Origin of the sequence: Legionella sp. ST3F1, from assembly GCF_048553315.1 — a bacterium.
In the GTDB taxonomy this organism is placed as follows: domain Bacteria; phylum Pseudomonadota; class Gammaproteobacteria; order Legionellales; family Legionellaceae; genus Tatlockia; species Tatlockia donaldsonii.
This window is the reverse complement of the sequence record NZ_JBLZIO010000001.1, coordinates 220952-243287: the sequence shown is the minus strand read 5'-3', so window position 1 is coordinate 243287 and position 22336 is coordinate 220952. Positions and strand designations below refer to the sequence as shown.

The following is a 22336-nucleotide window of genomic DNA, read 5'->3' as shown; positions in this document are numbered from 1 at the left end:
CCATAAGCCAGCTAAGCACTTTTAAATTAGCAAAGCTGGTTTTTCTTAATTTATTTCCAGGGTTCTCAGCGTTGGCACGGGGAAATAGTTGCTATCTTGGTGAGTATTGGCAGGAGCAATGCCTAATTTTATCGCTTCTTCCAAATCAGCTGGATATTGACTGATAACGTGAATGCTTTCTCTATCGCTTGCGGGTAATTGTTCTTCAACCAGATATCGCAGTAAAGACATGGTGGAATGAGAATTCGTTGCCACGCGGGTTTGAGAGTCCGTTTTAAAAAGTTGATAGCGGTAGGATAAACAAAGAAAGATGTTGGGTGCTATTTCAATGGGCTGTTTATCATCTACTACACTGCAGTCAATTTGATTAAAATGAATTCCAGGATTCTTGCTTTGTAAGAGTTGAATTATTTTGTTTACATTTAATTCATTGGTATTAGATATTAAATAGACTGGTTCTTCCTCAGCTCGTTCGGCGAGTGTGGCAAAACGGGCTACTCTATCATCCTCCAGGCCAATGATTGCATTCCAAGCGTTTTCTAGCAGGGCCAAATTGGCTTCTTCTCTATAGGAGCAGTCAGCAATTTTTACTGAATCACTCACGCTACAGACAAAATCATCATCATCAAGAAAATCAAAAATAGTCAATAAATTAGCTAAGAATTGCCTGCTTGTAATTTTGCCAAGTTTATACGGTTCGATGAGTGCTTTGTACTTAGTCTGATATTGGTACATGACCCACGCAAAATTGGTTCCCGACTGAAAAAAGCTTGGGCAACAGGTTAGACAGCCTGTAGAGTAATTATTGCAAAGCTGAGCAAAAGCTCGCACGCTTGTGGATATGGGATACAAAGAATGAACAGTAGATAAATTTACAATAAGAGTCATTGGCAGGTAAATAAATGGATTAAAGCGGCAAATTATAAATTAATAAAGCTCATTAGAATAACTATCAATGAGCTTGTAACTGTCGAGCAAGCTCGCTTAACAAGGATTGCTGCTATATGTTTGGCTTTGCTTTTCTGCTGCTGCCGTTGTTTCTATAATCTTATGCCTGGCACGCCTGGCGATCTCACGTTGTAACTCAGTGAAAAAAGCGGATTGATAAGGTTGAACAGGTGATTCTGGCTGTGAGGCTTCTTTGACTGCTGGCCATGAATCCAATTCTGTTTTTATCTGAAACTGACTATTAACCAAAGAATCTAATGGTTTCACTTGTTGATAAGCAAGAAAAAAAGCCTCGCAGCGAGCAGCGAATCCTGGATTAGTCCTGATTAAAAACACAAATGAAGTTGATAAATAAGAAATCACTTTTGTATCAGTAAGCGTTGCTTGATTGCTCGTGACCCTTTCAAGCAATTCAGCCAAGGTTGAGTAAATTTCTGTATGATTTTTGTCGCTGGTTTCTTGTTGATAGCCGCTGACTAATTTATTGAGTAAACTGAGGCATTCATTACTTACAGACATTCCTTTCTCCGTCGATAATGATCATTTTATTAGATAGCATTCAAGATAGAAATGCAAGGGCGCTTCTGTGTAGTCTATTGGACCAATAAGGAAGAAAATTTATGTCAGGTAAGAAGGGCGAAAACAAGCAGGATAATCAGATTGTTCCAGCGTTTTTATATGGTACTGCGTGGAAGGAAGAGGCAACCGAAAATTTGGTTATTACCGCTCTTAAGACAGGATTTACTGGTATTGATACGGCAAATCAGCGCAAACATTATTATGAAGAAGGCGTTGGCAGGGGGATTCAAGTATTTTTAGCGGGCAGTGAAAAAACGCGTCAGGATTTATTTCTGCAAACAAAATTTACATTTGCCGCTGGCCAGGATCACCGCAAACCCTATCACGAAAAGGACTCTTATGAGTTACAGGTACAGCAATCTTTTCGCAGTTCGCTGGAGCATTTACAAACCGATTATATCGATTCTTATATTCTTCATGGGCCTTTATTTTCCGATGGTCTAAGCACTGGGGATTGGGAAGTTTGGCATGCGATGGAAGCATTGTGGCGAGCCCAAAAAATCAAATTCCTGGGAATTTCAAATGTGACTCTTAAGCAGTTAGAAGAATTTTATACTTACTCGACAGTAAAGCCCACTTTTGTCCAGAACCGGTGTTTTGCGGTAAAGCAATGGGATAAGGAAATCAGGGCTTTTTGTAGAGAGCAGGGACTTATTTATCAGGGGTTTTCTTTACTGACTGCCAATTATCAGTATTTTTCACAGCCTTGGTTACACTCCCTAGCCCAGAAATATCAAAAAAATAGGGCTCAGCTCATTTTTCGCTTCGCACTCCAAATGGAAATGTTGCCTTTGACAGGAACAACCGATCAGCAACACATGCGTGAGGATTTAGCGATTGGTGATTTCGTCTTGAGTGTTGATGAATTGGAGCAAATTGAGAATATAGCCTTGCGTTGAGTAAGACGACAAGGATGGCTTAACGCATTAGGATTCTTTATTGCCAATAAGATCTAAATTTGCTCGAAAAGCTGTTTAATTCTGGACAACAGCGATCTTTTTGTAACACTATTGCGCTGCATAAAATTACAGCAGAATCTAAACTGTATTAGCAGAATAAGAGTGAGATTATGAAAAAGATAAAAAAACTAGTGAGTAGCTTTCTTATTGTTGCCCTAACAATAAGTATTTTGCCTCAGGCTTATGCGGCAGCAAAGACGAATTATGCTGCTATCGATGCAGAGAACCAGAAAAAAATTCTGGTTTATGTGAATCAATACCGTCAAAAACGTGGTTTGCCCCCTCTTAAAATGAATAAGCTTATTTCGCAAGAAGCAGAGCGTCATAGCCGTGATATGGCAACTCACCGTGTCCCCTTTGGTCATCAGTATTTCAGTAAGCGTATTAAGCGCATTTTTGATGACATTCAACAATGTCATGGTGGTGCAGAAAACGTTGCTTATAATTACAGAGATGCAAAAATAGTTGTTGAGCAATGGTTAACCAGCCCCGGGCATCGTCGCAACATTGAAGGACGTTATAATTTGACAGGTATAGGCCTGGCCCGCGACAGTAGAGGGAAACTCTATTTTACTCAAATTTTTGTACGGACCGATAATGCAGCCTATTTAGGGTAGTTAGAAAAAAAGCAGATTTTAGCAGATGTGGTAACCACATCTGCTGTTGTTTATCTATGGATTAAATCGGTATTCTAAGATGAAGTGGTTCGGCCTTAATCTTTTCTCTGACAAGTTCATAGCCGGTTCTGCCATTAGCAATATAAATTAAGGACCAGGCGCTAACCATCGACGCATCACCAAATACACAGACATCACTTTGCCCTAATTCATTAGCAAAGCCGCCAGAGATGACTGTAAAGGGAATACTTGAGCCGCCTATATTCTTACAAAAATTTAACGAAGGATTATTATAGTTACCTTTAAACAAAGGTGAATCAAAAGGAATAGCAGGCAGTTTTTTTATTAAGGTAGCAGCGATATTGGGTTTGGTCGAGGCAAATGATTCTAAACCAACCACAACAAAGCCCTTATCTATGTTAAAGGTACAGAACTGTTTGCTGCTGCCGTTGACCTGCCCAAAAGGCCCATCAAATTGGGCAGGCATCTCTTCTACTCATCCCCCTGATTCAAGACAATAATCTGCATAAGCTTGAATGTCGTTTTCGCTTGCAAAACAAGAGCTAGCAACAAGACATAGAGCTAAGGTGGGCAATCGTTTCATAAAAGACTCCTAAAACCTGAAATGTAAACCATGCATTCAGTTTGAACCTAACTCTTTTCGAGACAAATAAACGAGGAAGCGATCAAGCATTTTGACACTGAGTAGCCGTTTGAGCCATACAAAAAGATGGGCAGGAAACGTGACACGATACTTGGCGCGCGGATTTTTTGCTTCAATGGCATGAATCAGTTTCTTAATGACTGCATCAGTACCTTGTGTGAAGGGAGAATCGGTTTTTTGCCGGCGGTAATTACCAAGCATCTGCTGATATTGAGCTCGAAAGTAACTATGTTCTTTATCAATGTTTTGCAGAGAATTATCAATGCAGTTATCCCTGAATCGACTTTCGATTGGGCCAGGCTCTACAGTGATTACCCGAATACCGGACGATTGAAGTTCAAGGCGCAGCGTATCACTCAAACCTTCTACGGCATATTTCGATGCATTATAAGCACCCCGAAAAGGCAAACTGATAACCCCCAGAATGGAACTCATATTGATAATGCGTCCCTGGCCTTGCCTGCGCATGAGGGGGATAGCCAGGCGGGTAAGATCTAACAGGCCAAAAACGTTGGTCTCAAATTGACTGCGCAAGGCTCCTCGGGAGATATCTTCCAAAGCCCCTACTTGGCCATAACCTGCATTATTGATAAGCACATCCAGGCGCCCGTCAGTTTTTGCCAGGACTTCTGTGAATGCCGCTTCAATGGATGTCGTGTCATCCATATCCATACGAACGGTTTCAAGGCCAAGCGCTGTCAGTTTTTGGACATCGTCTTCTTTGCGGCAGGAGGCAATAACACGGTGCCCTCGTTTGGCTAAGGCAAGTGCAGCATCATGGCCAATGCCAGTGGAACAACCAGTTAGCAGGATAGTTTTTTGGTGCATGAGATTGAGATTCACTATTCAGGTCAGATTGAGATTTTCATCTTATAAAAAAGTGGCTTACATGACAAACAGAATGGCGTATTCCGACCCAGGGAGTTATTGCAGTTTGGTGCGAGACATGTTTTGATTTGGACAACATTTTTCTCTCGATCTGGGTATTTAATAGGATGAAAAATATATTGATTACTGGTGCTAACCGGGGCCTGGGATTAGAATTTGTCAGGCAATTGAGTGAGTTAGACAGCCATATTTTTGCCGCTTGCCGCTTGCCCGAACAAGCCGATGAATTGCAGCAATTGGCAGTACAAAGAAAAAATATTGTTATTTGCCAATTAGATCTTGCCAAGGACGAAACTATTTTGGCCTTGGCTAAAAAATTAAGTAAGCAACCTCTCGATTGGCTTATTAATAATGCTGGTATTAGTGGTGCTCAAGGAGTGACTGTTGGCAATATAGAACGTGATAATTTTTTAGAGGTACTGGCGATCAATTGTTTTGGTGCATTGAAAGTGGCTGATGCCTTGTTACCCCAATTAGGTAAGGGGAAGGAGAAATTAATTATTAACATTAGTTCGCGTATGGGGAGTATTAGCGATAACCAGCGAGGGCGTAGTTATGCCTATCGCACAAGCAAGGCGGCATTGAATTGTGCGATGCGTGCTTTCGCTTTGGATGTGGCTCGTGAAGGTATTCATGTGATGCTATTGCATCCTGGTTGGGTAAAAACTCGTTTAGGAGGCCCCGATGCACCCATCGATGCACAAACCAGCGTCGCCAGTATGTTAAAAGTCATTGCAAAACATAAGCAGCATAGCCATGCTGAAGTACTACTAAGCTATGACGGTAGTACGATCGATTGGTAACGCATTAAAGGTTATAGGGTATTGATTATGTTAAAAAATTATTTTGATTCCCCTTTTAAGGGTGTACCGTTGGCACAACAAGTGACTAATCCCAATATTAGTGTGGGGCCGTATAGCTACTATTCTGGTTATTACCATGGCCATAGCTTTGATGATTGTGCTCGTTATCTCATGCCTGACAGCGAGGAGGTAGACAAGCTCATTATCGGGAGCTTCTGCTCAATTGGAAGTGGCGTTGCATTTATGATGGCTGGTAATCAGGGCCATCGCACAGACTGGCTTAGTACCTTTCCTTTTTTTTACCTTGATGAAAGTGAATTGGGCGGCGCAATAGATGGCTACCAGGCAGCAGGGAATACTGTTATTGGCAATGATGTTTGGATTGGTACCGAAGCATTGATTATGCCCGGCATTCAGATCGGTCATGGGGCGATTATTGCCAGCCGTGCTGTAGTAACTAAAAATGTTGAACCCTACGCTATTGTTGGAGGTAATCCGGCAAAACTCATTCGGAAGCGTTTTAGTGATCAAACCATCGATATTTTATTAGCCATGGCATGGTGGGATTGGCCTTTAGAACGATTGACTCCCGCGATGCCTCTATTATGCTCTGGTGATATTCAGGCCTTACAGGACTACTGGCTATCCTGGCATACCTCTGGCTGAACGAGTTTATTGCTAAACTTTCATAACATGTCCCTGTTAAGGGATCAGGCCTGGCTCCGGGAGCGAGAAAATGCATTCGATCAGCGAATGGTGGATGTGGTTGGGATTTTTTCTCTTAGTGAGCCTGGTATTAGCCATTGACATTTTTTTATTGGGCAGGAGGAAAGCACACCGTATCTCAATTAAAGAGGCACTTACCTGGGTTTCAATCTGGATATCCCTGGCCTTGTTATTTAATTTGTTTCTTTGGTGGTATTTAATTCATACAGCAGGCGTCGTTATCGCTCATCAAAAAGCGATGGAATTTTTAACCGGTTATTTAATTGAAGAATCACTTTCAATTGATAACATGTTTATTTTCATCATGATTTTCAATTATTTTGCAGTTCCTCATGAATACCAGCGCCGTGTTTTATTATATGGAGTCATGGGCGCTATTGTCATGCGTTTGGGTATCATTTTGTTGGGTGTTTTTCTGGTAGAAAAATTCCATTGGATTTTATATATCTTTGGTCTGGTTTTGATAGCAACCGGTATTAAAATGTTTATCTTTTCTGAACAAAAATTTGATTTTACGGAAAATTGGGTTTTACGTTGGATGAGAACTTATCTGCGGGTTAGCACGGCTTTTCATGAGGAAAAATTCTTTATAAAACAAGGAAATTTACTCTATGCAACCCCTTTGTTTTTGGCTTTGGTACTGATTGAGGTGAGTGATTTAATTTTTGCCTTAGATAGTCTTCCCGCCATTTTTGCAATTACAAACGATCCGTTCATTGTTTTTACATCGAACATTTTTGCCATTATGGGCTTACGTGCCCTTTATTTTTTGTTGGCAAATATAGCCGAACGCTTTCATTTACTTAAATATGGTATTGCACTGATTCTGGTATTTATTGGATTTAAAATGTTGTTGAGTTATTGGTTCAAGATGCCTATCTATATTGCCCTTGGGGTAGTCGTGATTACTTTGGCGGGTAGTATGGTGCTCAGTTTACAGCAGACTGCCAGGAGAAAAGAGGGAAAATAAAACAATCAGATCATTTTTTTCTATTTGGGTGGCATATAATAGACATTAATAGGATTAATAGAAGAGTAATATGGCTTCACAAAGCAATTTACCACCGATCGTTATCCTAAGCCGTTCATCTTCTTCAAGTGGTCAGATTCTAAGCCAGGATTCTGAAGGTGGGAATCTGGCATTGGGGATGTCTGAATCCTTTGTTTATATTCCAATTATCTTAGTAGAACAAAGTTTAGTAACGCCTGATTACGAACTTTATCTTTTTAACGACTATGAAAATCTTAGCGAAAAAATTGACGAAATAATAAAAACTGGTCGTGATGCCATTATCCTGCTGGGAAGTGGAAAAGAACGGGTTGCCTATTTTATTGAGGATAAAGGCCTGGTTTCTTCCACGCCTAGTCCAATAAGATACGGCTTTGATGTAGAGAAACTGAATCTTCTCCAACTTGATGATAAGCAAAAAGTGGATCGTGCGAACAATGACCTGGTTACAGTGAGAGGAATAATTAGACAACTTCGATTGCAGAGTGGTCGCGGTAATGAGGTTGAAGTGAATGGAACTCGAACAGGCCATCATGTATTTTCTCAGAGTTTCGGTCCTTGTAATCCTGTATTGGCGCGACGTAAAAAAGATAATCAATTTGTTCTTCATCATGCAGATAGTTCATCTGTTGATGATACTGGTGGTATTGGTGCATTTTTACAAAGTGTAAAACTCGGCGAAGGAGCACAAGGTGTTTTTGTGGTGCAAAATCCTAAAGTCAAAAGAAATGTTGTTAAAGCACCTTTGATAGCTGGGGGTATTGCCGTGCAATTGCAGGATCAGAGTGTAAAACGCATCAATTTACCTGAAGGCTTCACTGCTATAGCCTGCATTAATGGAAATACGGTGATTTTGGCTAACAAGCTAGTCGTTTTTCACGGTAATGCCGAGAAGGAAAAATTGCTACAGGATTTGAGTGAAGCGCAGAGTTCTATGGAAAAAAGCCGGGAAATTAATAGTCACGCAGGCCCTGATATTATTGCACTGTCCCAGACCTTGAAGGATGTGGTTACTGTGAATGGTGAAATGAAAAAAAAACTTAATGACAAGGAAGACCCCTATAAAGACTTGATTAATAATTTGAAAGAACTAGGGATTGGGGAAAAAACGACTGAAAAAAAAAGTATTTTTCAGCGGTTGCTGAAACTTTAATGATTTGAATTGCAGGTAGGGTACTGTTTGAATGAGAAAGAGGTTTTTTCTATAAGAATTCTGCCTTATCGTGTTTTCTTTAAAAATGACAACTATTGTATGACTAAAAAAGGATGTTTTTTCTTGCCCTGATGCCTGGGAATAATTACTTAAGCAATATCAGTTGTTTCACAGGATTCATTTACATATAATTCGCGTGCTTTCATTTAACACAGGGGCGTGAATTATGAAGAGGATAGTGTTTGTTTTACTTGCCGGCTTGTTTCTTTCCAATGTACAAGCCTCTACACAGCGAAGTACTTTTTTCTGCGGTTATAAAGATTATTTTCATTTAAGCAGCAGTACCCATCCAAATATTTATATCCGCAGTGCCAACAATAATCAGGATTTAAACCTTTTAATAATCGGGCCTCGTAGCTTTGAAATTAGAGATACGGATGCCTGCAACACAGGTTACGCTCACGTTGGGGTTGCTTATGATGATTATCATTGGTGCATATTGAATATTAAAGATGGCCCTTATATGATGCACCCCTCTATAAGCGCTGCCTGTAGTGGGATGGAGTATAAGGGACTCAGTTATGATGGATTTAATACCTATTCTTACACGATAAATATTGATTGATCGGAGAGAGGGTGAGTTGCTTATAGTTGTCTCACAGCAACTCATCCTGATAACAGCTTATGGCCAACCAAGTCCGGTAACAACCGCTGCAAAAATAACAACGGCCCAGGAAGGTATATTACAGAAAAGCAATAATAGAAAACAAACTACTGCCAGAAAATAATCAGCGAGATTGTAAATAGCACTTGTCCATACGGGGTTATAAAAGGCAGCTAATAAGAGGCCAACCACGGCGGCGTTTACTCCCAGCATTGCGCGTTGAATAACAAAATGGTTACGTAAGACTTCCCAGAAAGGCAGGGTCCCTATGATTAGCAAAAAGGACGGTAAAAATATGGCGATTAGAGCAATACTAGCGCCTACGAAGCCTGCCGGTGTTTGTGTGGATAGAGCCCCAGATAGGCAGCGAAGGTAAAGAGAGGGCCTGGTAAGGCTTGTGCTATTCCATAACCAGCAAGAAATTGATTGTTTGTTACCCAGCCCGAAGGAACTACCAATGTTTGTAGTAGGGGTAAAACCACATGCCCGCCACCAAACACGAGTGCTCCGGCACGATAGAAACCAGCAAATAACGTTGTCACATAACTCTCAGTTTCCAGGGCAAGCAGGGGTAATAGAAACAGCAAAAGAAAGAAGAGAGTCAGGCATACCAAACCACGCTTTTTATTGATGGGTACTGACAGAGAACAATGAGGTAATTGGGTTGGTGGCGTAAGTAGCCACCAGCCTAATAGACCGCCTCCCAACATAACAATGAGTTGTCCTAAAATGCCCACGATTAACGAGGTAACTATTGCAGCGACAAGGGCAATACTTATGCGAATCCCATCAGGCGTTAAGATTTTTGCCATCCCCCACAATGCTTGGGCAACAATTGCAACAGCAACTACCTTCAAACCATGCAGCCAATTATTATTCGCCGTTTGCAGATGAGTCATCGCTATGGCAAATACTAGCATTATGATAGCTGATGGTAAGGTAAAACCTAGCCAGGCTGCTATGGCACCTTTAAGTCCGGCACGTGATAAACCCAGAGCAATACCGACCTGACTACTGGCTGGGCCAGGTAAAAATTGACTTAAGGCGACCAAATCGGCGTAGGATTGCTCGGTTAACCATTTTTGGCGTAGAACAAACTCCTCTCTGAAATAGCCGAGATGGGCAATCGGACCACCAAAACAAGTGCAACCTAATTTGAGGAAAAGTAAAAATATACCGAAGACGGTTGGTGTTTTTGAAGGGAGGCTTATGGTTGTTTTCTTCATGAATCAATCCAGGTTGCCGTTAAGAATGAGGATCTATAAACAACCAACCTTAACCCAATTGGTTTAAGGAGGAATATAAGCAATAACGCTTTATTTCTGCAAGACATATCTGCCGGGAGCAGCAGGAAGAGAGTCAGGCAGTTTTGGGGGGGAGACCCGTGTTGTGCTAGAGTGTTGAACCAACCAATGGTGTAAGGCCAGCCACCATGAGCCGTGTTTGATTGTTGCAATTTCGAGCCAGTTCGTTGGATCAATATAGGTTGTATCTTTCTTGTGCCTGTGGATGCGGTAAGTTCTATTCTTGCGTCCTGGCTCACTAACTATGCCGGCATTATGCCCTCCCTCGGTTAATACAAAAGTAATATCATCATTGATCATCAGATGAATTTTATATACCGAACGCCAGGGGGCGACGTGGTCTTTTTCTGTGCTAACAATAAAGGCGGGCAAATGAATATTGGCAGCGACTACGGGCATGCCTTCAACTTTAAAACGCCCTGCAGAAAAATCATTATCGAGAAAAAGCTTTTCCAAATATTCACTATGCATTTTATAGGGCATGCGGGTGGCATCGGCATTCCAGGCTAACAGATCAATGAGACCGCGTTGAGTACCCGCCATGTAGTCATGCACCATTTTTGACCATATTAAGTCATAGCTGCGGAGCATCTGGAAAGAGCCAGCCATTTGTTTCGTATCCAGATAACCCTGTCCCCACATCATATTTTTCAGAAAAGAAACCTGGCTTTCCGTGATAAAGAGCATTAGTTCTCCTGCTTCACTGAAATCGCCTTGTGCTGCTAATAGTACGAGGCTGTTAAGACGCTCATCGCCATTTCTGGCCATTGCTGCCGCAGTAATCATCGCTAGAGTACCACCGAGGCAGTAGCCCATAAGATTAATTTTGGTTTTTGGTTGAATGGCGGAAACGGCATCAATTGCTGCCATAGCCCCTAAGCGGTAATAATCATCCAGGCCTAAATTACGGTCCTTGCTGTCTGGATTGCGCCAGGAAACGATATAGACCGTATGTCCTTTGCTAACAAACCAATTCACCATTGAGTTTTTTGGCGAGAGGTCGAGAATATAATATTTCATAATCCACGCGGGCAATATGAGGAGGGGCTCTCTAAAAACGGTTTGGGTCTGTGGTTTATATTGGATGAGCTCAATCAAATGATTACGAAAGACGATTTTTCCTGGTGTAATAGCCACCGTTTTGCCAGGGATAAAGTGTTCAATTCCAGCTGGCGGCGCACCGATTAATCGTTCCAGGGTGTCTTGTAGAGCGAGTTTAGTCCCGTGAATTAAATTAAGACCATTTGAGCGAATTGTCTCATAAAAAAGATTAGGGTTAGTCAATACAAAATTGGATGGTGATAAAGCATCCATGATTTGCCGAATGCAAAAAGCAACCGTTCGTTCGACATGTTCGGGTAAACCGGGAATCCCGGTGGTCGCACGCCGCCACCAATCTTCTATTTGGAGAAAGCCCTCGGCCCAAAAACGCCAAGGGAGAGATTCCCAATTTTCGGTATGGAATCTTACATCACGGCCGTTACCTGGTCTGGTTTCGCATAAAATTTTGTTGCCGCAATCTTCGGTATGGAGAAGTGGATAAAGCGCTAGTTCTGTTAAGCGGCCTGGGCAGAGCGCTAATTGGGCTAGCCAGGAAAAATAAGCCGTGCTGAGGGCTGCGGGACTTATTCCGGCAGATATTTTAGCAAGATTTGCCTGAAAAAATTGATCAAAGAGATTAAAAAAAACAATTAACTCACTGGCTTCTTTAAAGGAGGAAGCCCGCTCAGGATAACCAGGAATTATGGTTGTCGGGCGTGATTTTGATAATCGTCGTACTTTTGAAATTTTATTTTTTGAGCCAGCCATTGCCCTTCCTTGGGGTTGTATAATTTTCAGACTTCTAATTACAAAGTAGCACTAAAACAGTCGTTTAGCGAAGCATTGGGTGCAAAAACAAGACGAAATTGTTGTTTCGATAGGCTTAAGGGAATAGTAAAGCTAATGAATTTATCATCGCGGCAGACCCTCTTATGAGTGGTTGCTGATAATTCGCCTGCTAAAGTCAAGGAACGCAGTTAATCATAAGGTTTTTAGAGAAAGTAAAAAAGGTCGGCTCGAGATCTTAGGGATAAGAGACAAGATGTAGCATGCAATTGGGTCGATTTGATATCACTAAGGAGTGATCTTGGGTCTTCTCATCGGTTAGTTGTATACTGGCGTATGCGACGCTTGCAGGCATGATTCCTGCTTGTATAAATTTTCAACTTCTTGCTGTGAGCTAAATACAGTGCTAATTGGTCAAAAAAAGAAGCGTTCTTATTGATTTGGTAGTAGCAAGAATAACAATAAGGGGAATGGTCATGAAAAAATGGGGACGTCGTGCGGCAACTTTAGGCCTATTGATGCTATCACAGTGGCTTATGGCTGCCCAACAGAATTGGAATAGCTGGGTTGCTGAAGTCAGGCAACAGGCGCTGGAGCAAGGTATTTCTTCTACGGTTTTTGATCAAGCCTTTGCAGATATTCGTGAGCCAAGCCGCCAAGTAAAAGGCCTGGCACGTTCACAACCTGAGCATCGATTGACATTTAGTAAATATCTGCATTCGCGTGCGGATAATTACCGGATCATGATGGGACGTAAGCAGTACAATAAGAATAAAGAATTACTAGATGAAATTGGCCAGCATTTCGGTGTTGATCCCTGCTTTATTGTATCCTTTTGGGGCATGGAAAGCAGTTACGGCACCTACATGGGTAATTTCCCGGTCATTAAATCGTTAGCAACGCTGGCTTATGATTCTAATCGACGGGATTTTTTCCGTAAGCAACTCTTCCTGGCGCTCCATATTTTGAATGATGGTCATGTAACCTTACAGCATTTCAAAGGAGAATGGGCTGGCGCTTCAGGCCAACCACAGTTTTTACCTTCTAGCTGGTTAGAATTTGCTGTGGACTATGATGGCGATGGCCGTAAAGACATTTGGGAAAGTAAAGCAGACGTATTCGCATCGATTGCCAACTACATGAAAAAGAATGGTTGGCAGACTGGTCAGCCTTGGGCTATCCAAGTGAAACTTCCTCCGAAATTTGATATGAAATTAGAGGGTAAAGCAGTCGTTAAACCAGTCAGTGAATGGAATGCTCTAGGCGTACGTACTGAAAGCGGCCAACCTTTACCTCACCAGGAGCTAGAGGCCAGTATCGTACAACCGAATGGCGGGCCAGTTTTCCTCGCTTATCCTAACTATAAGATGATTTTGCGCTACAATAATTCTATCTACTATGCTGGTGCAATCGGGTATATGGCCGATAAAATTTGTAATCGCGTTAAGTAGATTACAAGAGGATTTGAACAGGCGGAATTTGCCTTCCGCCTGATGGCTAAAGGCTCGATTTCTGTTTAAGAGGTGGATCTGTGAGCAATTATCTTGATAAGACAGCCAGTTTAACTCCTGCTGCCAAACGTATCATCTGTGACAAGGCAACCGAATATCCCAATACAGGTGAATATACTGACCATTTGGTAAAAAGCGGAACGTATCTTTGCCGCCGTTGCGGCCTGGCTCTTTTTCGTGCCCGAAGCCAATTTCATTCTGGCTGTGGCTGGCCCAGTTTTGATGATGATATTGTTCAGGCGGTCAAACAAATTCCGGACAGGGATGGCCAACGTACGGAAATACTTTGTGCCCGGTGTGATGGGCATTTAGGGCACGTCTTCACTGGTGAGTATTTTACCCATAAAAATCTTCGCCATTGCGTGAATTCGGCGTCCCTGGATTTTGTGGCTGATGATCAGGTTTTGGATACGGAAGAGGCAATTGTGGCGGGGGGGTGTTTTTGGGGGGTTGATCATTTTTTACGCCTTGTTCCAGGGGTACTGAACGTGGAGGTGGGTTATTCCGGTGGTTCAGTTATGAATCCCAGTTATGAACAGGTTTGTCGTGGTGATACAGGGCATTACGAAGTAGCAAGAGTGGTTTATGATGTGGCGAAAACAGATTATTACACGGTTCTTAAACGTTTCTTTGAAATTCATGATCCTACGCAACGCACCGGGCAAGGTCCTGATATCGGTTCCCAATATAAAAGTGCGGTTTTTTATTATAATGAAGAACAACGGGAAGACGCACAGGTATTGATTAAATTACTACAAGAGCGTGGTTATAATGTAGTTACTCGTTTATTGGAAGTACAAGCGTTCTGGCCTGCCGAAGGTTATCATCAAGATTACTATGCGAAACACAGCAAAGCTCCTTATTGTCACCGGCCAGAACCACGATTTGGTTAGGTAGAGCTGGCCGAGGATGTTATTACAACGAGAAGTTTGTTTCTGTTGATAATAGCTTTTTGCCATATTCCTGAATCGCTTCTGGGCAATAAGACAGAGAGTCACTGATGATTTTTCTTAACACTTTATCTTTAAATAACATTTCTAGCTCTTCTGCATCGAATTTAATAGCTTCTTCTTGGTATTCAGTACCGGCAGTGTTGATATCTAGAAAAATTTTACGGGCAACAGCAGTCAAAGGAATAGAGCGAACTTGCTGCAGATAGGTTAGTAAGTTTAATTTAAGATTTCGGATGCCGTCTATTAAATCTAACGAAGCTTCGACACAAGCGCGATCGTCTAAACTTTTGTAATAAGTCCTTTGTAACAGTAACTTATAACCAGGAAGTTTATCCATTAAGGCTTCAATAAGAGGTATATAGGCTCCGAATTCCGGTTGGAAATGGCCGCTCGCTAAATTAAATACGGCGTCCTTATGGCCTAGCGATATGGCACCGGCACTAAGAACGGCATTTCCGTTTGAGCCGCCAGAGAGTAATTGTGCCTGGCGAGCCAAGCCTCCGTGGGTTAATTTGGTTGAACCGTTAAATTGGGGTGCAAACCAGACTTCGCCCTCCAAGGTAACAACATATAAATAGTTCTTACCTGGTTTTAGCATGGCGGGATCATTAGTGACCATAACGCCTTTATAATCGCGATCTTCGGAGGCAATTATTCTGGATTCAGTATATTCAGGGTGAAGAGGGTATTGCCTGTAAGATTGCAACAACAAGTTTGAACTATCTCCAATTAATGTTGTTTGTATACTATTACCTATCAAGCTTAATTCCGGCGCTTCAAGCAGCTCCAAAACTAACTTCTCATCTTTCTTAACGATTTGATAGGGAATGCTTGCCATGGCACAAATAAATACCAAACGCTTCAACAAAGAGCTATCCGTAGAGTAATCTTGAATCTGATCATTAATTGAAGAAACAAGTCCGGGTATTGAAGTAATATGAGGATTAGTTAATAGCCCTTCTACAGTATCAATATTTTTTGAAGTACGATTTTTACCCATGCGCTGAAGGGGGCCTTTGGGAGCCCATTGGAGCCAGCTTCTAGTACAGTAATTGCCTAAAACAGCTTTGGCATTTTCGAAGCTGTTACTGAAAGGAGAGCAAAATTTCGAATAATTAGCAGCATAAGGAAGCGCAGTTGGGACTAAATTGCTTTCGGTGGATTCGACTTCTTGTTTGGATAACATGATATCTCGATATTAAATAATTAATCTATATGAGCATTATTTTAACATCTGATGCTTAAGAGAACTTTAACAGGAAAATGAGTAGTCGCTGGTTTTGCAGGTAAGAAAAGGCACTGAACAAATCGTGCCCGTGTCCGGTACTCAAGTGTTTTGCGTACCCTTTGTTATTAGAGAGAGTGGAGAGACTGGCTAGTTTCAGGCTAATAATTGGCTTCGCAGGTATTGGAGGGTTTAAATCAGGAGGGTTTATCTTCTTGCTGATAAGCAGCATCTGCTTTTTCTGCTTTGCGTGTATTTTCTATGAGTTGCTGTTCGCTTAATTGGTTTTGCCAAAAATTAGTAATTTGCTCTTTTAACCGGTTTAAATGACGGGCAAGTTTGCCTAGATGTTCTGCAAGCATGGGTAATTTGCTCGGGCCAAAAACCACAATGGCCACTAAGAAAGTAAGTAATAATTCTCCGCTACTCATGATTTTTTATCATCATCCTCATTCATAGCGCGGCGAAAATTTTTGATTGCGGTGCCTAAATCGGAGCCGATATTTTTTAATTTGTTGGTACCAAACAAGGCTACAACAATGAGTAATATTAATAGTAATGATAAAGGACTGATCCCACTTAATCCCATGTTAACTCCTGTTAGTACGGTTAATAAAGGCGACAAATCCGCCGGCAATTGCAATGGTTATCGCTATAGCTGACAATTTATCATGGTTTAACAATTTAAAATAACTGAGCGCACCGACTGTCGCCATAGTAATAAAAATACCTAAACCGAGCCCTTTGTACCAGGCATTTCTTGTCATGTATGCATTCTGCTGGTTGTTGACGGGCAGCAAGGCACGAATTTTTTGCTCTTTAGTTAATTCCAATACGTCATGTAATAATCGTGGCATATGAGGTAATTGCTCCGTAAGGAAGGGCAGGTTCTCGCGTAATTGGCGAATGAATGCTTTGGGCCCCATTTGTTCTTTCAGCCATTTTTCCAAAAAGGGTTTGGCAGTGACCCAAAGATCAAGCTCGGGATAAAGTTGGCGCCCCAATCCTTCTATTGCCAATAACGTTTTTTGCAAGAGTACTAATTGGGGTTGTACTTCCATATGGAAGCGTCTTGCCACTTGAAAAAGGCGTAAGACTACCTGGGCGAAAGAAATATCTTTTAAAGGTTTTTCGAAGATAGGCTCGCAGACGGTACGAATAGCACTTTCAAATTCTTCAATACGGGTGTCTCTTGCAACCCAACCGGATTCAACATGCAATTGCGCAACGCGTCGGTAATCACGGTTAAAAAAGGCATATAGATTTTCTGCGAGATAACGCTTATCGCTGTCATTTAAGGTGCCTATAATGCCAAAATCAATACAAATATATTGCGGATCATGAGGGTGGAGTGGTGATACAAAAATATTGCCCGGATGCATATCGGCATGAAAGAAACAATCTCTAAATACCTGGGTGAAGAAAATTTCTACGCCCCGTTCTGCCAGTTTTTTAATGTTGACGCCTCTTTCCCGCAAGGTAGCAATATCAGAGACAGGTATTCCATAGATGCGCTCCATCACCATGACATTTTCACGGGTATAGTCCCAAAACACTTCTGGAATGTAGAGAAGGGGCGAATTATGAAAATTTCGTCTTAACTGGCCTGCATTGGCTGCCTCCCGTTGCAAGTCGAGTTCATCAATTAAATTATGTTCGAATTCCTGAACAATTTCTTTAGGTTTTAGACGCTTGCTTTCAGCCCAATAACGGTCAGCGAAGTTGGCTATGGTGTACATAATACGTAAATCTTTCTCAATAATTTTGCGCATATTGGGGCGCAAAATTTTCACCACGACCTCTTCCCCCGTTTTTAAGGTGGCTGCATGAACCTGTGCCATCGATGCAGAAGCAAGAGGAATGGGATCAAACCGGGCAAAGACTTGAAAGGCTGATTGACCAAAGGCTGCTTCAACAATGGCTAAAGCCTTTTCACTGGCAAAGGGCGGGACTTTATCCTGTAATTTACATAATTCCAATGCGATATCGGGGGGCAGGATGTCAGGACGAGTTGATAAGGCCTGGCCGAATTTAATAAAAATGGGACCTAACTCTTCCAGGGTTTTTCTTAAGGCTTCTCCACGGGTTAATTTTTCTTTGCGTACCCAGTTCCAGGGGTTTAGATAAACTATAAAACGAAAAGGTGAAAAAAGCCGAATGGAAACAATGACCTGGTCGAGGCCATTTTTGGCCAATATCAGATTAATATGCAGCAGTCTTAATAATTGTTTAATTGAATTCATGGCCTGCCATCAATTGGTTAATATGGGCTTGCAAACGCTCCACATCAAGTGCCAGCTTATCGATATCGTTAAAAAAATCATCGATTTCTTCACGTGGCGGCACAGCAGCCAGTTCTTCTTGCAGATAATCAGTCAAATTATGGCGCAGTGATTCCCCTAACTGCTTTTTAAATGCCAAACCATGGCGGACGAGGGAGCCCAGCTGATGGGCTACCACATCACCGGTAAAATGGGCGAGATGGCCTTCCCAATCAATGTCCAGTTCATCGAATAGTTTTTTGACCTGTTGACCCAGTTCTACATCACCTGATAATCGGATTTTATCGTTGAATAAAGAGCGGGCTTTGGAAACCGGTAAAAAACTTAAACGAATTAAACCAAGAGGACTGCTATGAATGATGGTATCAGGTCGCCCTTCATAGTCGGCGAGTAACTCTAATTGTTGCTGATCGAAATGAATAAAAAAATTAACACCCAAGGGGGCGATGATAATTTCGAGCACTTTGCCCTGCAAGGCTGCGATTTTGGCTGGCATGGAGTCGTCTAGTGCCAGGGCGTGATTAATAGCCTTTTGCAGTGCTTTCAATGAATATTTCTTAATCATATTACTCTCAATATTTATGGGCGATGTGCAAGGCAACGATTCCACCACTTAAATTATGATAATGACAATCTTCAAATCCTGCTCGTTCAATCATTACCTTTAAACCTTCCTGGGTGGGATGCATGCGAATTGACTCAGCAAGATATTGATAGCTGTCAGCATCTTGCGCGAACAATTGCCCGATTTTAGGTAACACATTAAAAGAATACCAATCGTAAATCGGTTTTAGTCCTGGAATTGTCGGTGTGGAAAATTCCAGAACCATCAATTTACCACCTGGTTTACAAACACGATACATAGAACGTAACGCTTCTTCTTTATCAGTGACATTGCGCAAACCAAAACCTATCGTAATACAATCAAAACTATTGTCAGCAAAAGGCAGGCTTTGGGCATTAGCTTGTACGAAGTTGATATTGTTATACAAGCCTTCATCCAACAGGCGGTCCCGTCCTACAGCTAACATAGCCGCATTGATATCCGCTAAAATAACTTGTCCTTGATCGCCTACTTTCTTACTCAGTAAACGGGTTAAATCACCACTGCCACCCGCTAAATCGAGCACTTGATGTCCAGCATGTACCTGACTTAGGGCAATCGTGAAGCGTTTCCAGAGGCGGTGAATGCCTAGAGACATTAAGTCATTCATTAAATCATAGTTCTTGGCAACCGAGTGAAAGACGGCGCCAACTTTCTTTTCTTTTTCATCCCAGGCCACAGATTCAAAGCCAAAATGGGTGGTTTTTTCTTTTTTGGTCATTGGTTGTTTGTATAGGGAGCAGGTTGCTTATCTTAACCGATTCTAGGGCTATAAAACAAAAATGTTGATGGGTCTTGTTAAGTCTGACTTATTTTTAGTCTCGTGTTTGGATAAGTACATAATGTGGATGCAGTGTAGGCAATAGTTTGTTATGCTCATTTTGTATCTTTTTCTGCCTACTCTAATCTCTAACGAGTGTATCACCATGCCAGTTGTTATGATTGAGATTTTTGTGCCCTTATTGAGTTTATTTATTTTTATCCTCGGAACGGGTTTTTTCTCCACGCTGTTAGCCTTGAATATGACCTTAAGTCAAGCGTCGCCACTTGCAATTGGTGCCATGACAGGTGTCTTTTATGCCGGACTGGTAGTGGGCTCGTTTCGCATGGATCGCTTCATTAACCGGGTTGGTCATATCCGTGCCTATGTCGTTTTTTCTGCTACGCAGGCAATTATCTGTTTATTGCATGGTATTTTTTATCAGGTTGGGCTGTGGCTATTTTTACGTGGTTTAGCCGGCTTTGCCTCAGCGGGTTTGTTTGTCGTGATTGAGAGCTGGCTGCTTGGTAAAAGTACGGCGATGAATCGGGGAAGAGTACTGTCTTTATACATGATTAGCTACTATGCAGCACAGAGTTTGGGACAGTTTTTTTTGAATCTTGCGGAGCCAGACACGCTATCATTGTTTGCCCTGACCTCCATACTCTGCTCTTTGTCTATTATTCCCTTGGCCATGTCTCGTGTAAATCCACCGAAGTACGAAGAGGCATCAACGCTCAGTTTACAGAAACTACTTGATAAATCGATGGCGGGTTTAGCAGGTTGCCTAAGCTCAGGATTGATTATGGGTGGTATCTACGGTTTGATGCCAACACTGCTGAGTGATTTATTTCATGATAATGGAAAAGTAGCGAACTATATGTTTGCCATTATTTTTGGCGGGATGCTATTACAGTATCCATTAGGTAGGCTGTCCGATTTGGTTGCACGCCGTTTAGTTCTGATTCTCATTGCAGTGGCTACCAGTATTGTTTCTTTCATTTTAATGACAACTCACATGAATCCCTGGTGCTTTTTTATGTTGATGTTGCTCTTTGGTGGTTTGACCTTCACTCTTTACCCAATTAGCATTAGCCATGCTTGCGATACTTTAGAAGCACGCGATATTGTTGCTGGCACACAAAGCTTATTACTGGCTTACAGCCTTGGGGCCATGGCAGGGCCTTTACTGGCGCCCTGGTTTATGCACGTTTTTGGGATGGGGGGATTGTTTACCTATTTCATAACGGTTTGTACACTCATGACGCCATTCTTTCTTTTACGCAAAAGCGGTGAGGTGGTTGAACCGCAAGAGGAATCTTTCCTAGCCAACCCCTAATAGGCGATTTAAGGCATCAAGATAATCTTTTTCATTAGGAAATGTTTGACTGCGCTGGGCCCGCCAAAGAGATTCTGCCAGACAATCCATCATTAGGTGTTCGACTACCAATCGATCGCTGTATTTTTGCAGTAATTGACGATAAAGCGAGTCAATGCCGCCAGGTCGGTCAGTACTAATTTGCTCGCGAATTGCTATATGTAAGCCCATATGCAAGAAAGGATTGGTTTGTCCCAGCTCAGGAAAATAAGGCTGATTGTCGTAGGAGGAAGCAGTTTCCAGGAGCTTATGGTATTCAGGATGAACCAGAATAACGTCGACAATTTGTTGTTCCAGAGGTAGCAAAGGTTGCTTTTGGAGGTATTTCTGCCAGCTGGAAAAAAACAGTTGTCTCGTATCTTGCACATTGTCGCCGTAAAACATGATGGACCCGCTATGAACTATGAACTTGGGGGCAGTCTAGCGTATGCGTAAAGGAACAACAAATAAACTTCTGTCGAACCTCTACTCCATTGGCGCATAGCGTCGTCGATAGGGTGCTCGAGTCCTCATGCTTCGCAGTTCTGTGCGCCGTTTTCCTCGTATTACTCTCACTGTAGCGAATTTCGAAAGAAGTTTCATGTAAAAGGGGGCTTGTATATTGACAATGCTGACGTCGCTGTGCGATATTCGCCACGCGAGGTTGGACTTGCTATGTGTCATTCCACTGGGTCAATTGGCGACACACTGATTGACCCTTTCTATCTTTAGTTCTTTATTGATTCTCTATTTTAAGTTTCTTGCTATCTTTTTTTTATTGCGATAAAAATATTCCAAGTGATAAGCAATGGAGTTGCCTAATGTTTGGATTTTTTGAAGAGCCGGCTTTAATCCCGCGAGTAGAATTGGGGGATGGGAATTTTAATTACAAATCGGCGAACCATCTCGATATCATCGGCAAGCGCTGTTTGCGTTTCCAACAAGCACAAAAACATTTACATAGAATCGATAACAATATTATAAGAGGAGCAGTAATTGGTAGTGCTTCCTGGGTAGGGAGCTATGTTTTCCCTTTAGTTACGGTGTCTATAGCGGCGTTCTGTTTTGCTACCTATCACTATGCACATCATGCAGAAGCATTTAAACAATATCAGGAGGCCTTAAATGATTTGATTGCTGCCTATAATTGGTCAATGGGACGAAATACGGGCGACCATTGGTATAAATTGGGTGTGCTATCGCTGCAGGATCTTGTATTGACGTTAGGGCCCTGCGTAAAAAGCGAAACGATTTGCACTTGGAGTATGGGTGATCTTGAGCCGGCTTCTATGTTATCACGTGCCAAAAGGGACAATGAGCCAACGACTCTTTTTAAAGCAAAATTAACGCAGTTTGCAGCGGGTGAGCAAACCAAAGAGTGGCGATTCAAAATTTATGGCGAGGGGGGAACAGATGATTTGTGGTCTGTCTTTTTACAATCCAATGGTAAAGATTTAGCTACCGAAGCGGTTAGAAGGACTGCACTTTCTTCTACGGGATAAA

23 protein-coding genes and 1 pseudogene are annotated in these 22336 nt (G+C 42.0%); 11 read left to right on the top strand and 13 right to left on the bottom strand.

What is annotated here, in order from left to right; translation table 11 throughout:
• Positions 1-45: 45 nt before the first annotated feature.
• Positions 46-735 carry a hypothetical protein gene (locus ACN4Z1_RS01135; protein ID WP_228363589.1) on the bottom strand — a complete coding sequence of 230 codons (690 nt, stop codon included), beginning with the start codon at positions 733-735 and terminating at the stop codon, positions 46-48.
• A gap of 249 nt (positions 736-984) precedes the next feature.
• Entirely contained in the window at positions 985-1467 is a 483-nt protein-coding gene (locus tag ACN4Z1_RS01130; RefSeq protein WP_228363590.1) for a hypothetical protein, read from the bottom strand.
• A gap of 101 nt (positions 1468-1568) precedes the next feature.
• On the opposite strand from ACN4Z1_RS01130, the gene ACN4Z1_RS01125 reads away from it, so the two are divergent.
• Together ACN4Z1_RS01125 and ACN4Z1_RS01120 are read left to right on the top strand one after the other, a co-directional pair.
• Complete coding sequence (locus ACN4Z1_RS01125; RefSeq protein WP_228363591.1) at positions 1569-2426, top strand: aldo/keto reductase family protein; 858 nt, start codon at positions 1569-1571, stop codon at positions 2424-2426.
• Between the two features lie 170 nt (positions 2427-2596).
• Entirely contained in the window at positions 2597-3103 is a 507-nt protein-coding gene (locus tag ACN4Z1_RS01120; protein ID WP_228363592.1) for a CAP domain-containing protein, read from the top strand.
• A gap of 61 nt (positions 3104-3164) precedes the next feature.
• On the opposite strand, the gene ACN4Z1_RS01115 is transcribed toward ACN4Z1_RS01120, so the two are convergent.
• On the bottom strand, positions 3165-3590 hold the full coding sequence (locus ACN4Z1_RS01115; protein WP_228363593.1) for a DUF333 domain-containing protein: 426 nt from the start codon (positions 3588-3590) through the stop codon (positions 3165-3167).
• A gap of 153 nt (positions 3591-3743) precedes the next feature.
• Positions 3744-4595, bottom strand: coding sequence for an SDR family NAD(P)-dependent oxidoreductase (locus ACN4Z1_RS01110; protein WP_228363594.1), 852 nt, complete (start codon positions 4593-4595; stop codon positions 3744-3746).
• A gap of 167 nt (positions 4596-4762) precedes the next feature.
• Between ACN4Z1_RS01110 and ACN4Z1_RS01105 the strand changes: the two genes are divergently transcribed.
• The 5 genes from ACN4Z1_RS01105 (at position 4763) to ACN4Z1_RS01085 (ending at position 8971) form a co-directional block, all read left to right on the top strand.
• The gene (locus tag ACN4Z1_RS01105; RefSeq protein ID WP_228363595.1) at positions 4763-5458 is read left to right on the top strand and encodes an SDR family oxidoreductase; all 696 of its coding nucleotides are present in this window, start codon (positions 4763-4765) and stop codon (positions 5456-5458) included.
• 27 nt (positions 5459-5485) lie between these two features.
• On the top strand, positions 5486-6124 hold the full coding sequence (gene catB, locus ACN4Z1_RS01100) for a type B chloramphenicol O-acetyltransferase (RefSeq protein ID WP_115220032.1): 639 nt from the start codon (positions 5486-5488) through the stop codon (positions 6122-6124).
• 70 nt (positions 6125-6194) lie between these two features.
• Entirely contained in the window at positions 6195-7154 is a 960-nt protein-coding gene (locus ACN4Z1_RS01095) for a TerC family protein (RefSeq protein WP_228363596.1), read from the top strand.
• A gap of 70 nt (positions 7155-7224) precedes the next feature.
• Positions 7225-8346, top strand: coding sequence for a hypothetical protein (locus ACN4Z1_RS01090; protein WP_228363597.1), 1122 nt, complete (start codon positions 7225-7227; stop codon positions 8344-8346).
• A 226-nt stretch (positions 8347-8572) separates the two neighbouring features.
• A complete protein-coding gene (locus tag ACN4Z1_RS01085) occupies positions 8573-8971 on the top strand; it encodes a hypothetical protein (protein ID WP_228363598.1) in 399 nt (132 codons plus the stop codon).
• A 57-nt stretch (positions 8972-9028) separates the two neighbouring features.
• Here the strand turns inward: ACN4Z1_RS01085 and chrA are convergent.
• A pseudogene (gene chrA / locus ACN4Z1_RS01080) lies at positions 9029-10236 on the bottom strand (chromate efflux transporter).
• Positions 10237-10326: 90 nt separating this feature from the next.
• A complete protein-coding gene (locus ACN4Z1_RS01075) occupies positions 10327-12123 on the bottom strand; it encodes a PHA/PHB synthase family protein (protein ID WP_228363600.1) in 1797 nt (598 codons plus the stop codon).
• Positions 12124-12617: 494 nt separating this feature from the next.
• Between ACN4Z1_RS01075 and ACN4Z1_RS01070 the strand changes: the two genes are divergently transcribed.
• Together ACN4Z1_RS01070 and ACN4Z1_RS01065 are read left to right on the top strand one after the other, a co-directional pair.
• Entirely contained in the window at positions 12618-13592 is a 975-nt protein-coding gene (locus ACN4Z1_RS01070; protein WP_181879289.1) for a lytic murein transglycosylase, read from the top strand.
• A gap of 80 nt (positions 13593-13672) precedes the next feature.
• Positions 13673-14545 carry a bifunctional methionine sulfoxide reductase B/A protein gene (locus ACN4Z1_RS01065; RefSeq protein WP_228363601.1) on the top strand — a complete coding sequence of 291 codons (873 nt, stop codon included), beginning with the start codon at positions 13673-13675 and terminating at the stop codon, positions 14543-14545.
• Between the two features lie 22 nt (positions 14546-14567).
• Here ACN4Z1_RS01065 and ACN4Z1_RS01060 read toward each other — a convergent pair whose 3' ends face one another.
• The 6 genes from ACN4Z1_RS01060 to ubiE all read right to left on the bottom strand — a co-directional run bounded on the left by ACN4Z1_RS01060 (position 14568) and on the right by ubiE (position 19437).
• Positions 14568-15791, bottom strand: a complete 1224-nt coding sequence (locus tag ACN4Z1_RS01060; protein WP_228363602.1) for a hypothetical protein — start codon at positions 15789-15791, stop codon at positions 14568-14570.
• A gap of 236 nt (positions 15792-16027) precedes the next feature.
• Positions 16028-16261, bottom strand: a complete 234-nt coding sequence (locus tag ACN4Z1_RS01055; RefSeq protein WP_228363603.1) for a Sec-independent protein translocase subunit TatA/TatB — start codon at positions 16259-16261, stop codon at positions 16028-16030.
• Complete coding sequence (gene tatA / locus ACN4Z1_RS01050) at positions 16258-16419, bottom strand: twin-arginine translocase TatA/TatE family subunit (protein WP_058443498.1); 162 nt, start codon at positions 16417-16419, stop codon at positions 16258-16260. Before tatA ends, ACN4Z1_RS01055 begins: the two co-directional genes overlap by 4 nt.
• Before the next feature lies 1 nt (position 16420).
• The gene (ubiB, locus tag ACN4Z1_RS01045) at positions 16421-18073 is read right to left on the bottom strand and encodes a ubiquinone biosynthesis regulatory protein kinase UbiB (protein WP_228363604.1); all 1653 of its coding nucleotides are present in this window, start codon (positions 18071-18073) and stop codon (positions 16421-16423) included.
• Positions 18060-18677, bottom strand: a complete 618-nt coding sequence (locus ACN4Z1_RS01040) for a ubiquinone biosynthesis accessory factor UbiJ (protein WP_115220042.1) — start codon at positions 18675-18677, stop codon at positions 18060-18062. Before ACN4Z1_RS01040 ends, ubiB begins: the two co-directional genes overlap by 14 nt.
• 7 nt (positions 18678-18684) lie before the next feature.
• Positions 18685-19437, bottom strand: a complete 753-nt coding sequence (gene ubiE, locus ACN4Z1_RS01035) for a bifunctional demethylmenaquinone methyltransferase/2-methoxy-6-polyprenyl-1,4-benzoquinol methylase UbiE (protein ID WP_115220043.1) — start codon at positions 19435-19437, stop codon at positions 18685-18687.
• A gap of 205 nt (positions 19438-19642) precedes the next feature.
• Between ubiE and ACN4Z1_RS01030 the strand changes: the two genes are divergently transcribed.
• Positions 19643-20815, top strand: a complete 1173-nt coding sequence (locus ACN4Z1_RS01030; RefSeq protein WP_228363605.1) for an MFS transporter — start codon at positions 19643-19645, stop codon at positions 20813-20815.
• Here ACN4Z1_RS01030 and ACN4Z1_RS01025 read toward each other — a convergent pair.
• Positions 20801-21238: a DUF1841 family protein gene (locus ACN4Z1_RS01025; protein WP_228363606.1), complete on the bottom strand. Its 438-nt coding sequence runs from the start codon at positions 21236-21238 to the stop codon at positions 20801-20803. The genes ACN4Z1_RS01030 and ACN4Z1_RS01025 overlap by 15 nt on opposite strands.
• Before the next feature lie 416 nt (positions 21239-21654).
• Between ACN4Z1_RS01025 and ACN4Z1_RS01020 the strand changes: the two genes are divergently transcribed.
• Positions 21655-22335 carry a hypothetical protein gene (locus ACN4Z1_RS01020; RefSeq protein ID WP_228363607.1) on the top strand — a complete coding sequence of 227 codons (681 nt, stop codon included), beginning with the start codon at positions 21655-21657 and terminating at the stop codon, positions 22333-22335.
• Position 22336: the final 1 nt, after the last annotated feature.